This is a genomic window from Sphingobium sp. B7D2B (genome assembly GCF_025961895.1).
In the GTDB taxonomy this organism is placed as follows: domain Bacteria; phylum Pseudomonadota; class Alphaproteobacteria; order Sphingomonadales; family Sphingomonadaceae; genus Sphingobium.
Genome location: NZ_JAOQOM010000001.1, coordinates 78,870 through 94,031, shown reverse-complemented (window position 1 = coordinate 94,031; position 15,162 = coordinate 78,870). Strand labels below are relative to the sequence as shown.

Here is a 15,162-nt window from a genome sequence, read left to right as displayed (position 1 = left end):
CATGATCGAAGGGAGCGCTGCGGCGGTTCTGACCGGCCTCCTGCTCGCATTGTTTTCGGCGCTCGCCTCGGCGGCAGCGCATGCGCTGCTCAAATCGGGTGAGAACAAGCTGGCGGTGCTAGCCTGGATTCGCTGCGTCGAATTCGTGCTCGCCCTGCCATTCGTGCTGTGGATCGGCCTGCCGCCGGCAATACTCTGGCCCTGGCTGTTCGCGGCCGTCGTGGTTCACGCCGTCTATCAACTCGTCCTTTCCTGGTCCTATTCGGTCAGCGATTTCAATGCGGCCTATCCTATCGCTCGCGGCTTCGTGCCGGTGTTCACCGCCTTGCTCGGCATGGCGCTGCTGGGGGATCGGCTGGACGGTTTCGTCCTGACCGGGATCGCGGTCGTGAGCGCCGGGATTCTGGTGCTGGCGAGCGGCCGATCCATTTCGCCGGCCGGCTTTGCCGCCGCTGCCATCGCCGGGCTGCTGACCACCTGCTACACGCTGGTCGATGCCAAGGGCGTACGGGCGGCGCCCGATTCGCTGACCTTCATCGCCTGGTTCTTCCTGCTCGGCTCATTCCCCATGCCGGCGGCTCTGGCAGTGCGCCACGGTCGCAACGCCTTGTCCCTCATGATCCGCGACCGGGTCGCCGGGCTTCGGGCGGGGGTGATGGCCGTGGTTGCGTTTGCCCCGGCGCTGTTCGCGCTTGGTCTGGCGCCAGTCGGCGCGGTGGCGGCGGTGCGCGAATCGAGCATCGTCTTCGGGCTTGTGCTTGGCGCGTGGATGCTCAAGGAGAAGCTCGGCTGGCGCCGCCTGACGGGCGGTCTGCTGGTGATGGCGGGCACGCTCGCGGTGATTGCCGGCACGGCGTTCAGATAAGCTCACGAACATATGTCTTGAAAGGAACCGACATGGCCAAGTTTCTGATCGTCGAAGCGCGCTTCTATGACCACCTCAACGATATGCTGATTGCCGGTGCGCGGGCGGCGCTGGATGCGGCGGGTCATCTGGTCGACGTGCTCACCGTGCCCGGCGCGCTGGAGATTCCCGCCGCTGTGTCGCTGGCCGCTGAGAGCGGGCGCTATGAAGGCTTCGTCGCCATCGGCGTCGTGATCCGTGGCGAAACCTATCATTTCGAGATCGTCTCCAACGAGAGCGCGCGTGGACTGATGGCGCTCACCATGGATGGCATCCCGATCGGCAATGGCATTCTGACCGTGGAAAACGAGGCGCAGGCGCTCGAACGTGCCGATCCGGCCCGCAAGAACAAGGGTGGCGAGGCCGCCGTTGCTGCGATCCGCATGCTGGAGATCGCCGAAGAGTATCGCTGAGACGGTCATGGCGATGGCGGCAGCGATTTCCTCGCGCGTGAAAATGCCGTAGAGCAGAGGCATGACCCTCGCGCCCTCCACCGCCGCACCGCAGACCGCCGGTCTGCTGGCTGATGAGACCCTGGACGACCTGCGACTGCGGCTCGCGCCTTTGATCGCGGCCAACGCCGCCTTCGATGGCTGGTCCGATGCGGCTCTCGCGGTCGCAGCGGACACCGCTGGTGTGGATCGGGACGTGGCGGCGCTGGCTTTCTCCGGCGGCGCTCTGACCATGATCGATGCGTGGTTCGCCAGCGTCGATCAGGCCATGCTCGATGCCCTGCCGGCAGAGCGTCTGGCCGCGATGAAAATTCGCGAGCGGATTACGGCACTGGTCGAGGCCCGGCTTGCGGTGCTGGCGCCCAATCGCGAGGCGTTGCGCCGCGCTCAGGCCGTGCTGGCGATGCCGCTCAACCTGCCGCGGGCGACCCGGCTGGGCTGGCGCGCCGCCGATGCGATGTGGCGCGCCGCCGGGGACCGCGCGGTAGATTATAATCATTATTCCAAGCGCACCACGCTGGCAGGGGTCTATGCCGCGACCCTGCTCGTCTTCGTCAATGACGAAAGCACGGATTATGCTGACACCCGCGCCTTTCTGGCGCGGCGGATCGAAGGGATCATGCGCTTCGAGAAGGCCAAGGGCCGGCTGACTGGGCAGACCGACCAGCATTTCAGCATGGCGCGCTTCCTGGGCCGGCTGCGCTACCGGGGGCGCTAACCGTCTGGCGTCCTGCCGATAAGCCACGGCCGCGCCAGCATCGCCTTGCTTCTATCGGGCGATATTGATAGTCGTTCGCAAAACCACCAGAGATCGATATTGCGTTGCGCCTGACCTCCCTAGAACCCAATCGCCCCGCCTATGTCGACAGTGTCGACTGGAACGCCATATCCGAGATGGACGGTCGCCGCCTGCGCGAACTCGGCCTGCATGAGGGCGCCAGCGTCGAACTGCTCCATCGCGCCGGATTTACCGGTCGCGGCGCGCATGCCTGCCGCATCGGGCGCATGATCGTCGCCATGCGGGCGGCGCATGCCGATGCCATCCATGTCCGTACTGCGGCTGATGCGGGTGAGGCAGCGGCGTGATGGATGATCGCTTCACCATCGCGCTGGTCGGCAACCCCAATGCCGGCAAGAGCGCGCTCTTCAATGCGCTGACCGGCGCGCACCAGAAGGTCGGCAATTATCCGGGCGTCACCGTCGAGCGCAAGCTCGGCAGGCTGGTGCTGCCGGATGGGCGGACAGCCGATCTCGTCGATCTCCCCGGCACCTATAGTCTCGATGCGAAGAGCCCGGACGAGCAGGTGACCCGCAACGTCGTGTTCGGCCATCAGGAAGGCGAACGGCGGCCGGACCTCCTCGTCATCGTCGTCGATGCCGCCAATCTCGACAATCACCTGCGCTTTGCGCTGGAATTGATCGCGCTCGGCTCGCCCTGCATTCTGGCGCTGAACATGGTCGATCTGGCGACCCGCGACGGACTGGAACTGGACGCGACGCAGCTTGCGGCCGACCTCGGCGTGCCGGTCATCCCGACCGTCGCCGTGCGCCGGCGCGGGCTGGATGATCTGAAGGCGGCTATGGTGGCGGCGGTGCCGGCCCATGCCCCCGCGCCCGCCGTCCTCGCAACGCACGCAGCGCGGGATGCCGATGATCTGCGTCGCGAAGCGCGCCGGATCGCCCAGCGCGCCATCGTCGCCGAAACGCCGACCCGCCGGATCACCGCGCAGATCGACCGGATCGTGCTGCATCCGCTCCTGGGTCCGCTCATCCTCTTGGCGCTGCTGTTCGTCATCTTCCAGGCCGTTTTCGCCTGGTCCGAGGCGCCGATCGCAATGATCGAGGAAGCGTTCGCCTCTCTTCAGGCAGCGATGGAAGCGATCCTGCCCGAAGGTTTCGTGCGCGATCTCATCGTACAGGGCGTCATCAACGGCGTGGGGTCGGTGGTCGTCTTCCTGCCGCAGATCCTCATTCTCTTCTTCTTCATCCTCATGCTGGAGGCGACGGGCTACATGACCCGCGCCGCCTTCCTGATGGATGGTCTGATGGCGCGGGTCGGCCTGTCCGGTCGCGCGTTCATTCCGCTGCTCTCCAGCTTTGCCTGCGCCATTCCCGGCATCATGGCGACGCGGACCATCTCGGACCCCAAGGATCGCCTCACGACCATCCTCATCGCGCCGCTGATGACCTGCTCGGCGCGCCTGCCGGTCTATACGCTGATCATCGCCGCCTTCATCCCCTCGACCACGGTCTGGGGCGGGGTTGGCCTGCAGGGTCTGGTGCTGTTTGCGCTCTATGTCTCCGGCATCATCGGTGCGGTCATCGTTGCGATGCTGCTGCGCATGGGCGTGATCAAGGGGCCGGGCGGCAGCTTCCTGATGGAATTGCCGAAATATCAGATGCCGATGCTGCGCGACGTCATCATCGGCCTGTGGCAGCGTGCGTGGATCTTCCTGCGCCGCGCCGGCACGATCATCTTCGGCACCACCATCGTCCTGTGGCTGCTGCTCTCCTTCCCCAAGCCCCCGGCGGGCAGTTCGGCCAGCCTGGTCGAGTATAGCGCGGCGGGGCGCATCGCGAGCGTGATCGAGCCGGTGCTGCGGCCGGTGGGGTTCAACCATGAAATCGCACTGGCGCTGATCCCGGCCATGGCAGCGCGTGAGGTCGCCGTGTCGGCGCTCGCGACGGCCAATGCCATCGAGGCCAGTGAGGATGAGGACGAGACCGCCCGCACGCTCGGTGAACGCTTGCGGGGGCGCTGGTCGCTGCCGACGGCGCTGGCCTTCCTCGCCTGGTTCGTTTTCGCTCCGCAATGCCTGTCGACCATCGCGGTTGCCCGGCGGGAGACCAATGGCTGGCGCTGGCCGCTCTTCATGACGGCCTATCTGTTCGGGCTGGCCTGGCTGGCCGCGGGCGCGACCTATTGGACGGCGGTCGCCTTCGGCCTTTAATCGACGCAAGGCGGATGCTGAGCGGTATTGCGATCTGGACGAGACGCCGTTCAGCTTTATAAGCAGCCGTTCGATTTCCTATCCTCGTCGCGTTTTTCGGAGAGCTCCATGGCAGGCAGCGTCAACAAGGTCATTCTGGTCGGCAATCTCGGTGCCGATCCTGAAGTGAAGAGCTTCAGCAATGGCGGACGCATCTGCAATCTGCGCATCGCGACGTCGGAAAACTGGACCGATCGCGCCTCCGGCGAGCGCCGTGAGCGGACCGAATGGCACAGCGTCGTGATCCGCTCGGATGGCCTGATCGGCATTGCCGAAAAATATCTGCGCAAGGGCAAGAAGGTCTACCTCGAAGGCTCGCTGCAGACCCGCAAGTGGCAGGACCAGAACGGGCAGGACCGCTATTCCACCGAGATCGTGCTCTCCGGCCCCGGCGCTGTGATGACGATGCTCGACGGCGGCCAGGGCGGCGGCGGTGGCGGCGGTCAGGGCGGTGGTGGCGGCAGCCGCAACGATAGCTGGGGCGGCGGTAACGACGACTTCGGCGGTGGTCGCTCCTCGTCTGGCGGCAGCGGCGCGCGCTCGAGCAGCAGCGCGTTCGACGACGGGCTGGACGACGACGAAATTCCGTTCTGACGGTCGCCCGGCGCACAAGACGCGCGGGTTCCTTGCAGCGATAAAGCTAGCGCCGGCAGTCTGAATGGACGTGCGGAGCGCTTCTGCGCGTGGGTCTGTCCGCGCTTACGGCGGAAGCAGTTGGCCGCCGAAGGGGCGGCCGCGCCGCCGCCAATTATAGTGAGCATGTCCAAATCCCAGGGGCTGCGTCAGTTAAATAGAGTTTAACTATAGTCTTCAGCGCAATCTCGCAGAGCAATTGCGATGCGCGAGTAGCGAAGCCGCAATGCCATAAGACAAATCCCGCTCCTTATCTTGGCGACTGCCCGCATTATTCCGGAATCTACGAAATTTTCACGCGAACGTGGGTCAGCGTGAAATTTCTATTAATCCTTCATCTTTGCAATCGGCTCTCATTAACCTTGACGGGCTCGATTAACTATGCCCATTAACAGACCGATGAGATCGCCTTGATCTCGAAAGGGCAAACCGTCGGTAACGGCGGGACGCAAAGCCTCCGGTCCTGAGCCTTCAGGATAGCGGGGTTGCCGAAAGGTCGAACATGATACCGCGTGATCTTCCGGGCTCCCCCAGGAGCCTTCGAAAGCCGCCATGCTCCGTCGCGGAGCGACGCAGGCTTTCCTTTGAATATCTTGAAAACAGGCGCGTTTTCCCACGTCAAATGTGGCGCGCGCGTTGGCGAGGCTTGGCGTCTCTCATATTCTTGTCACCGCAGAATGAGCGGGCCGGCACGGTGAGGTGGCCCTGCGGAGCCCTGCGATCACGGGCTTTGCAGCAAGAGCAAAAGGCTTGTCGGGCTTCAGCTGGGCCGGGACTTGGCCGCCAGCCTGTCACGGTTACCGGCCGCCGCGCGACAACCGCTCTCGTTAAAGATTTCAGAGCCGCCTGACGGCGCTCGCACACCGCGATGCAGGGGGCTGCATCCTGGCGCTCAATCACTTTCCGATGGGGAACAAGGGGATCGGAATGACCATGACGACTCGTAGCTTATTGCTGGCCGCCATCGCGCTGGCGGGCACATCCGCACATGCGCAGCAGACTGTCGATCCCGGACGGGTCGACGAGCGTTTGCGCGGGCAGCCGGCCATGCCCTCGGTCTCGCCGGTGGAACTCCCGCAGGCGCCCACATCGGAGGCTGCGCCGGAGAGCACGGCGCCGCTCCGCCTCTCCCTCATCCGGTTCGAGGGAGCGACCGCGGTGCCGCTCGACGTTCTGAACGCACTGGCCCAACCCTATCTCAACCGCGACATCACCCTGGCCGACCTTTTCCGGCTCGCGGAAGCGGTGACGACGGAATATCGGCGCCGGGGTTTCGTGCTGTCCCGCGCGGTGGTCGCGCCGCAGCGTATCGAAAACGGCGTTGCGACGATCAACATTGTCGAGGGCTTCATCGGTGACGTGCGCGTCGAGGGCGATCCCGGCGGCTATCGCCCGCTCCTCGAAGGCTATTTCGCGCCGGTGCGGGCCGAGCGGCCGACCTCGGGCGATGATCTCGCACGTGCGCTGCTGCTCGCGCGCGACCTCAAAGGCGCCAGCGTGCGTGCCGTGCTGACCCCGTCGAGCGACGAAGGGGCCGCCGACCTCTCTCTCCTCGTCGCGCGCCAACCGATCGAGGCCTTTGTCGCGGTGGATAATCGCGGATCGCGCTGGCTCGGGCCGGTGCAACTCTTCGGAGGGCTGGTTTTCAACGATCTCGCGCAGCTGGGCGGACGCCTTGCCCTCACCGCGGTGGCCGCCCCTGATGAAAGCGGTGAACTGGCCTTCGTGTCCGGCGCCTATGATCAGCCGCTCGGCGGTTCCGGGCTGCGGATGAGCGGCTTTGCCAGCTTCGCGCGCACCAAGCCGGGTGACGAACTGCGGGTGCTGGCCGTCAAGGGCAAGAGCTTCAGCTGGGGCCTTGCTCTCCAATACCCCATGTTGCGCAGCCGGCACACCAACGTTCTCGGGCGGTTCTCCTGGCAATCGCGGGAGAGCAGTTCCCGCAATCGCCTGATCGATCCGGTTTTCGATGACCGCATTCGCACCGTCACGGCCGAATTGCTGGCCAATCATGCCGACCGAATGGGCGGCCAGACGACGCTGCGCGCCTCCGTGACACAGGGGCTCGACGTTTTCGATGCGACAAGGCTGGGCGACCCCGCGAAATCACGAGGGACTGCATCGGCCATGTTCACCCGTCTCAATGGCGAAGTGACGCGGGTGCAGCCTCTCTATCGCGGCCTGCATCTTCTGCTCGGCGCCACGGGTCAGTGGTCGGCCGAAAGCCTGCTGGCCTCCGAAGAGTTCGGCTTGGGCGGCGCCCAATATGGCCGCGCCTATGATCCCTCCGAAATCACCGGGGACAAGGGCATCGCCGGCAAGGTGGAGCTTTTCTACACCATCGCCGCGCGCGGCATGGGGACGGTCGAACCCTATGTCTATTATGAAGGCGGCCGTGTCTGGCAGAACGATCTGCTGCCAGGCGAGCGCCCGCGCGCCGGATTGCGATCCTATGGCGTCGGCCTGCGGGCCGGCATTGCCGACCGTTTCAGCCTCTCGATGGAATACGCCAAGCCCGTCCGCCGCGTCGTCAGCGCAGAGGGCAACCGGGATGGCCGCATCTTCGTGTCCCTGAGCGCCGCTTACTGAGCCGGCGCGACCCTCGTCGCGCCGATCGTTCCGATTTCGTGGAGACCTGATATGAGCACGTCTACTCTCGCAGCACAGCCCGCCCTCTCACCCCTTCGGGGCCGCCGTACCGCGCTGCTGCTCTCGGCAGCCATTCTCGCGCTGGCCAGCGCACGCCCCGCTCTCGCGCAGGACGCCAATGCCCTGCCGACCGGCGGCGTGGTGGTCGGCGGCAGCGCCACCATCGGTGCGCCCGTTTCCTCCAGCCTGGCCATCACGCAGACCAGCGACCGCGCGCTGATCGAGTGGAACAGCTTCGACATCGGCTCGAATGCGCAGGTCACCTTTTCGCAGCCGGGCGCCAGCGCCGTCGCGCTCAACCGTGTCGTTGGAGGCGATGCGCCGTCGCAGATCGCCGGGTCTCTCAATGCCAACGGCATCGTGGCGGTCATCAACAGCAATGGCGTGATGTTTGCCGGCACGGCCGACGTGAATGTCGGCGGCCTGATCGCCAGCAGCGCCAATGTGGTGGATGCCGATTTCATGAACGGCGGTCCGCTGGCCTTCACCGGCATGCAAGGCTCGACGGCCGAGATCGTGGTCAGCGCTGGCGCCAATATCAGCATTGCCGATCAGGGCCTTGCCGCGTTCTTCGCGCCGACCGTGCGCAATCAGGGCGTGATCTCGGCCCGGCTTGGCCGCGTCGTGCTCGCCTCGGGCAGCAGCGCCACACTGGATCTGGACGGCACGGGCTTTCTCGAGATCGGCCTTGGCGCAGACAATGCGCTGGTCGAGAACAGCGGCACGATTGCCGCGCGGGGCGGCCAGATCCTGCTCACGGCCCGGACGGCCGGTGCCCTGATCGATCAGGTGGTCAATAGCGGCACGCTCACGGCATCCGGCATGACCTCCGAACCCGACGGGACGGTCGTGCTGTTCGCCCAGAGTGGCGATCTTGCGATGAGCGGAACCATCGATGCCGGTGCGGACGGTCTGGTTGGTGCGAGAGCGGCCGGCGGGATCGACGTCACCTCGGCGCTGTCTGTGTCTGGCGATATGCTCGTGGAGGGCGCCCGCATCGGCGGGGCCGGGCAGATCAATGTAAGCAACGGGGCGCTGGAAATGTCCCTCAACATCGGCGGTGCCGATGTGAGCGGCAATGGCGATGTGATCGGGGATGCGCTCGGTGTGATCGGCACCGTCGCCGGTGGCACGCTGCTGAACCTGGGCGAGGGCATCTACGCCGCCGGCGCGACCGTTTCGCGTAACAACGTCACCATAAATGGAGATGGTCTCGCGACAATTTTGCTCCCGCTAACCGGCGGGCAGATCAACGGCCTGACCGTCAATGCCGATGAGGTGACGATTACCGGCCTGCGGTTCATCGGTACGTTGCCCGAGGGCGCGGCCGCATGGGGTTTTGATTGGGGGAGCTCGGTTACGCGCGGCATTGCGCTGCTCAATGGCGCTAACAATGCGACGATCGCCGGCAACAGCATCATCGGCGTGCGCAATGGCATTCTTGTCGATGGACGCAATGTCGCCGATCTGCGGATCACCGGCAATCTGATCGACAATACAAAAAGCGGCATTTCCCTCCAATATGTCGATGGGTCCGCCCCCGGGTTCGTGATCAGCGGCAACAGCGCGGGTGCTTTCGGCAACGAGTGGGGCATGAACCTGCATCTGAACGGGGTGTGGAACGGCACCACGACCACGTCCGGAAACGGTCTGCTCGGCGCCAATATCTCCGTGGAGGAGCAGGCGCGACTGCTAGCGCTGAGCGGTGCCAATGGCGGCATGTCCGTGTTCAACCAGGCCTATACCGCCTCGAACCGGACGCATGTCACGGTCGCAACAAACGGTTCGGGAGGCGCTCAGGGATCGGCGGCGACGCCTCTGTCGTCGGTACAGGCTGGCGTGAACGCCGTCGTATCCGGCGGCATGGTGGAGGTGCGGGACGGCACCTACGATCTTGGCAGTTCGCAACTCGTCATCCGCAAGGCGCTGACCCTGGCTGGCCAGTCTGAGAGCGGCGTGATCCTCGATGGGCGCGCGGTCAGCGGCAACGGGCTGGGCACGATCTCGGTCCTTGCCGACAATGTGTCTCTGTCGAATTTCACGCTATATGGCAGCACGCTCGCCGGCGGTAATTACGGCATCAAGGTCCAGCCCAATCCGGCGGGGCATGTCAGCACGCCGGGCGGAACGAGCGAGCGGGTCCACGACTTTGCGATCAGCAATGTGACGGTGCGTGGCTCGCGGCGAGCCGAGCTGGACCTTAACGGTGTGGTCGGTGCTCGCATCACCAACGTCACCGCCGATGGCCGCAGCGTCGCCAATGACGCACTTCTCACGGAGGGTGCTGGCGTGCAGATCACCGACAGTGCCGATGTGGTGCTGGAGGGCGTGCATACGCTCGGCAATGATTGGGGCGGGGTTGCGCTGTATCAGAGCAACAAGAGCAGCGGCTATAATGGGCAGACGACGAGCATCACCATTGATGCCGCTCTCAACAGCTTCGAAGAACAGCTGGGTCTGTTCAGCCAGCTTGAATCGACCACGCAACAGTTCGGCCAGCTCAACCTGACGGGCTTCGATTATGCGGTGCGCAACAGCGATCACCGCAGTGATGATCTCGACCGGCAGTTCATCTTCTATCGCACGGATCTGGCGGACGCGCTCAGTTTCGCGCGGGACGTGGGCAATGCTGCGGCCAGTTCGATCGAGGGATACGGCCCGGGTGGCCTGACCAACATCTTCACCGTGGCCGAAGGTCTGTCGATCAACACCGCGATCGGTGATGCGCGGTCCGGCGCGACGGTGAATGTCGCCGCCGGCACCTATGAAGAGACCGCAGCCGTCACCAAGGCGCTGACCCTGAGTGGCGCGGGCATGGATGAGACGATCATCACCGGCGGCATGACGATCAGCGGCAGCCCGAGCGGACTGACCCTGCGGAACTTTGCGGTGCGGGGCTCGGCCGGCTCCGCCGTGATCAGCAACAGCGGGACGATCACCGGACTGACCCTCAGCGGCGTGCGGATCGACGGCGAAAATGTCGCGGGTCGCCACGGCTTCATCGGCGGGCAGATTGGTGGCGATATCGCGATCACCGGCTCGGAATTCCTCAATATCCGTGGCTGGGCAGCATTCGATACGCGCAGCGGCGCCGGCAGCGCCAATGACGGCGCACAGATTGGTAGTGTCGTGTTCAGCGGCAATCTGCTCGACCACACGGCAGGGCACATCGCCTTCCGGCAGCAGAGCGGCGACTTCGATTATCCGGATGTGACGATCGCCCACAATATCGTGCGCAATGGCGGCGATTCGGACCTCTCGTTCGGCGCGATCTTCAAGGCGTTCCGCGCCGGAACCGTCAATTTCGTCGGCAACAGCGTCAGCGATGTCGGGGCGAGCAGTTGGACGCCCAGCGGCGAAGCCACCTACGGCGCCGTGCTGATGATGCGCGGCGTGGAGGCGCTGAACCTCACCGACAACATTTTCACCAACAACAATCAGGTTCTGGCTGTCGAGCCCGGCTTTGGCTTGCCGACGGCGACGACCATCACCGGCAACAGCTTCATCAACAATCGCTATGATTTCTACCTGCCGACCAATGTCGCCGGCGCGGGGACACTCAGCTTCGGCAGCGGCAACAATTTCGTCGCGGGTGACGCCACCGTGCAGCATATTGTGTGGCGCAGCGCGAATGATCTCGATCTGACCGGAGTCAGCTTCAACGGTGTGCTGGCGAGCGCATTGACGCTTGACCAACTCTTCGCTGTCGAAGATCGGATTACCCATGGCGTGGACAATTCCGGCGCGGGTCTCGCCCATGTGGTGGCCGGTCAGCTCTTCGTTACCACCGCGTCCGGCCCGGATGCCATGCGGCGGGCGCTGGCGCTGGGCCAAGACGGTGACAGGCTGAACCTGTCGGCGGGCGCCCATAGTCTCACCGACACGCTGTTTATCACAAAGGATATCGATGTGGTTGGCCAGGGCTCCGGGCTGACCGTGATCGATGCCAGCGGGCACGGCCATTACGGCATAAGGGTGAATGCCGACGATGTCGCCTTGAGCGGCTTCGCGTTGCTCGGCTCACAAGCGAACACCAGCTCTACCTATGGCATCAAGGTTGAAAAGCGCGGCGATGCCGACTCTCGCAACACCGGCTTTGCGATTACTGATGTGGCGATCAGCGGATCGCACAAGACCGGTCTCGATCTGAACGCCGTCGTCGGCGCGACCATCGATGGGGTTTCAGTCAGCGGCGTCGTGGCCGGCAACGGCATTTCGATCACCGACAGCGCCAATGTCGTTGTGCGCAACAGCCAGACGGCCGGCAATGCCTGGGGTGGGCTGGCGCTCTATCAGGCCAACAACATCGACGGTGGTGGCAGCACCCAGCAACTCACCAATATCACGATCGAGGCGAGCAACAGCTTCGGTGAATCGAACGGCCTCTACCTGCAGAATTCGTCCACGATGACGGCGCCCGGTGCGATCAATATCCTGGGCTACGACTATATCGTCCGGAATGCCGAGCACCGGCAGGACGGCGCGCAGTTCACCTTCTTCCAGAAGAGCCGGCAGGACGCCTTCGACTATGCCGTCAACCTTGCAGCGGCGAACGCGAGCCTTGTTCAGGGCTGGTCGGGCACGGCGAGCAGCGGCACCTATTATGTCGGCGAGGGGCAGCTCGATGGCGGGGGGACGGCGATGCTCTCGCTCCAGTCGGCCTTCGACGACTCTAACACGGGCGACGCGATCTTCGTCGGCGCCGGGCGCTATAATGAAGCGGCCAGCCTGTCCGGCCTGCGCGCGCTCATCTTCGAGGGCGCGACTGTGGACGGGATGACGCTTGGCGGCGGCGCGACCGGCACCAGCATCAGGGGCTCGGTGATGGTTGGGCAAGGTGGCTTTACCGCCGCCGGTCTCCTCACCCTTTCCGGGGATATGGTGATTGGAGCGCAGGCGGGCACGATCAGCTTGGCCTCGGTCGACGGAAACCATGGGCTGAGCCTGAGCGGCAACAATGTGGCGATCAGCAGCGCCGCGATCGGCCGTCTGGACGCCATGGGCACGACGCTCTCGGCCACCAACATCGCCACGACCGCCAGCCAGACCTATACCGGCGCTGCCAGCCTCTCCGGCACGTTCAGCACAGGCGGAGGCGCCTTCCGCGTGGATGGCGCGACCACGCTTGGTGGCGCAACCACGCTGGTGACGAACGGTGGGGCTGTCCGTCTGGGTGTCGTCAGCGGACCCCAGACGCTGGCCGTGGACGCCGGGCAAGGCGCGATCGAGCTGGGGTCGGTGAACGTCGGCAGCATCACGGCGACCGCGCGTCAGATCATGACCGCGGGCACTGTCACGACGGGAGCGCAGAGCTACACCGGCGCGACGACGCTGGCCGGCACGTACAGCGCAACCAGCTTCTCCGTGAACGGCGCCACGACGCTGGCCGGCGCCACCACGGTCGATGCGCTGGTGGTGGCCAGTTTCCTCGGCATCAACGGGGGTGTAGGCGGTGGCCAGACGTTCACGCTGAATGCGAGCACGGCCGCTCTGGGCAATATCGGCCAGATCACCCGGCTCGGCGCAACGCGTGTAATCGGCAATCAGGTCGTGCTGAACGGCAGCAGCTACACGGCGAGCGGGCTGACGTTCAGCGGAACGGCGACCGGATCAACGCTGCGCCTGACACAGGCGCTCACCCAATTCGATGCGCGTCCCGGCGGGTCGATCGCGATCAGCACCAATCTGATCGGCACCGCCAATGCCGCGCAAAGCGTGGCGTTCCTCACCGGCACCGGTCTTGCGGGTGCCACAGGGGACGGTGACGTCAGTCTCGGCAATCTCGGCAGCGAAAGCATAAGGCTGGGCAGTCTGTCCGTCACGGGCGGGAACTTCTCCGCCGCAACCGTCAAGCTGGCGGGCGACTTCACCTCGCAATTGAGTGGCAACCAGCTGTTCAGCGCGAACACGCTGGATACGCTCGGCAATGTCAGCGCGTCGGTGACTGGCAGCGAAAGCGGCCCCATCGTGGCGGGCGGCTCCGTGGCGGTGAGCGCGGGCGGTTCGGGCACGGGCTCGATCATAGCGGGCGGCCCGGTGCAGCTTGCCTACACCAGCAATGTCTCGCGCGACGTCAGTTCGCAAAGCAGCGTCTCGCTCACCTCGAGCGGCAGCGTAGGTGGCTCCATCCAGGCCGCCGGGCCGGTGGCGCTGAGTGCGACGGGGCCGGTCAGCTCGTCCGTCACCTCCGGTGGCTCTGCGTCCATCGCCTCGCAGTCGGGCATATCGAGCACGGTCAATGCGGGCGGCGGCGTCAGCGTCTCGGCGGGGTCCGGCAATGTCAGCGGATCGATCAAGGCGACCGGCCCGGTCACCGTGCTGGCCAGTGCCGGGTCGATCAGCTCGCAGATCGTCACGGCGGGCAGCGCCTCGGTCACCTCGGGCACGGGCAGCATTTCCAGCGCGATCAACGCCGGTGGCGCCGTGTCGGTGGCGGCGCCCGGTGCGGTGACCAGCACCATCAGCTCGGGCGGCACGATCTCGCTGCAGTCGAACACGCCGCTCAACGTGCAGGTCAACGGCGGCGCGCTCGTCGTCGATGCGCCCGGCGGCACCATCGAGGGTGTGTTCAAGGAGATCAGCAGCAATGGCGACGGGTCGTTCGTGGTCAACGATCAGCCCGTGGTGGCTGGCGGCAAGATAAACCCGAACCAGATCATCACGGACACGTTCATCACGCCCGTCGGTGGCCAGGTGACCGGCACCGGCGAGATCATCCTGCCCGCCAATCTCACGCTGGGCGTAATCGCGCCCGCCAGCGCTGCGGTTGGGCCGGCGCGGCCTCCGATCGTCGTCAACACGGTCCAGCGGCTGGGCGAGCTGCTGCGGCAGGGCTACAGGGCGATCATCATCCAGATCGACGAGGGCCGGCAGGAGGTGGAGCGGGAGCTGGAATTGGCCAGCGCGCGCTAAGGATCAGCCTCGCCGCCGCTTGCCTAGATTTCCGCGATCTGCGCGCAGATCCGGTCGAGCGAGGCGGCCTCCCGCTCGACTTCCCGCAGGCCGATTTCCAGCGGGCAATTCTTGATATCCCGGCAATTCAGGATTTTGCCGGATGCGCCCTGCGCGCCGTCGATGATGAGCTGGCGGAACTGGGCGGTGCGCTGGAGGCTGCCATCGATGGTGGCGATCACCGCCAGCGCATCCTGATCGTGCCGGTCGCGCATGGCGACCAGCGCGCGCAGTTCGGCGAGCAGCTTTTGCAGCGTGGGGCGGGTTCGTCCGCCGACGGAGCGCACATCGCCGAACGACTCGCGCATGGTCGAGACCTTGTCCGCGGTTGTGCGCTCAAGCTGGCCCCAGGCGAGAATCAGGCGGCCAACCGCCTGCAACAGCGCGGCATCGCCATCGGCAGGCGCAGTCGCAGGTCGTGCGCCGGGGAAAAGATCGGGCTGGTCTTCTGAAAGTGGTTCGCCGGTCGGCGTGGGAGAACCGACCGGCGTTCCTTGCTCGACACCGGCATTGTTGCCGGGCGAAGCAGAAGTTCGGTGGGAATCGGACACGTTGCTCATCCGTCAGGCAACAGCGCGCATCG

At 65.2% G+C, this 15,162-nt stretch carries 9 protein-coding genes and 1 riboswitch; of the genes, 8 read left to right on the top strand and 1 reads right to left on the bottom strand.

Annotated elements, in window-relative coordinates:
• The first annotated feature begins 1 nt into the window (after position 1).
• The 8 genes from M2341_RS00400 (at position 2) to M2341_RS00365 (ending at position 14,540) form a co-directional block, all read left to right on the top strand.
• Positions 2-865 carry a DMT family transporter gene (locus tag M2341_RS00400; RefSeq protein ID WP_264583813.1) on the top strand — a complete coding sequence of 288 codons (864 nt, stop codon included), beginning with the start codon at positions 2-4 and terminating at the stop codon, positions 863-865.
• A 32-nt stretch (positions 866-897) separates the two neighbouring features.
• On the top strand, positions 898-1,317 hold the full coding sequence (ribH, locus tag M2341_RS00395) for a 6,7-dimethyl-8-ribityllumazine synthase (RefSeq protein WP_264583812.1): 420 nt from the start codon (positions 898-900) through the stop codon (positions 1,315-1,317).
• Positions 1,318-1,378: 61 nt separating this feature from the next.
• Positions 1,379-2,074 (top strand): COQ9 family protein, encoded by a 696-nt coding sequence (locus tag M2341_RS00390; protein ID WP_264583811.1) that lies wholly within the window; start codon positions 1,379-1,381, stop codon positions 2,072-2,074.
• 104 nt (positions 2,075-2,178) lie between these two features.
• Complete coding sequence (locus tag M2341_RS00385) at positions 2,179-2,442, top strand: FeoA family protein (RefSeq protein ID WP_181561160.1); 264 nt, start codon at positions 2,179-2,181, stop codon at positions 2,440-2,442.
• Positions 2,442-4,307 (top strand): ferrous iron transporter B, encoded by a 1,866-nt coding sequence (feoB, locus tag M2341_RS00380; RefSeq protein ID WP_264583810.1) that lies wholly within the window; start codon positions 2,442-2,444, stop codon positions 4,305-4,307. Before M2341_RS00385 ends, feoB begins: the two co-directional genes overlap by 1 nt.
• A 108-nt stretch (positions 4,308-4,415) precedes the next feature.
• A complete protein-coding gene (ssb, locus tag M2341_RS00375) occupies positions 4,416-4,940 on the top strand; it encodes a single-stranded DNA-binding protein (protein WP_181561162.1) in 525 nt (174 codons plus the stop codon).
• 452 nt (positions 4,941-5,392) lie between these two features.
• Positions 5,393-5,472: riboswitch (cyclic di-GMP riboswitch) on the top strand.
• Positions 5,473-5,906: 434 nt separating this feature from the next.
• A complete protein-coding gene (locus M2341_RS00370) occupies positions 5,907-7,568 on the top strand; it encodes a ShlB/FhaC/HecB family hemolysin secretion/activation protein (protein WP_264583809.1) in 1,662 nt (553 codons plus the stop codon).
• 51 nt (positions 7,569-7,619) lie between these two features.
• Complete coding sequence (locus M2341_RS00365) at positions 7,620-14,540, top strand: beta strand repeat-containing protein (RefSeq protein WP_264583808.1); 6,921 nt, start codon at positions 7,620-7,622, stop codon at positions 14,538-14,540.
• Between the two features lie 23 nt (positions 14,541-14,563).
• Here the strand turns inward: M2341_RS00365 and M2341_RS00360 are convergent, their stop codons facing one another.
• Positions 14,564-15,130, bottom strand: a complete 567-nt coding sequence (locus tag M2341_RS00360) for a hypothetical protein (protein WP_181561165.1) — start codon at positions 15,128-15,130, stop codon at positions 14,564-14,566.
• Between the last annotated feature and the right edge of the window lie 32 nt (positions 15,131-15,162).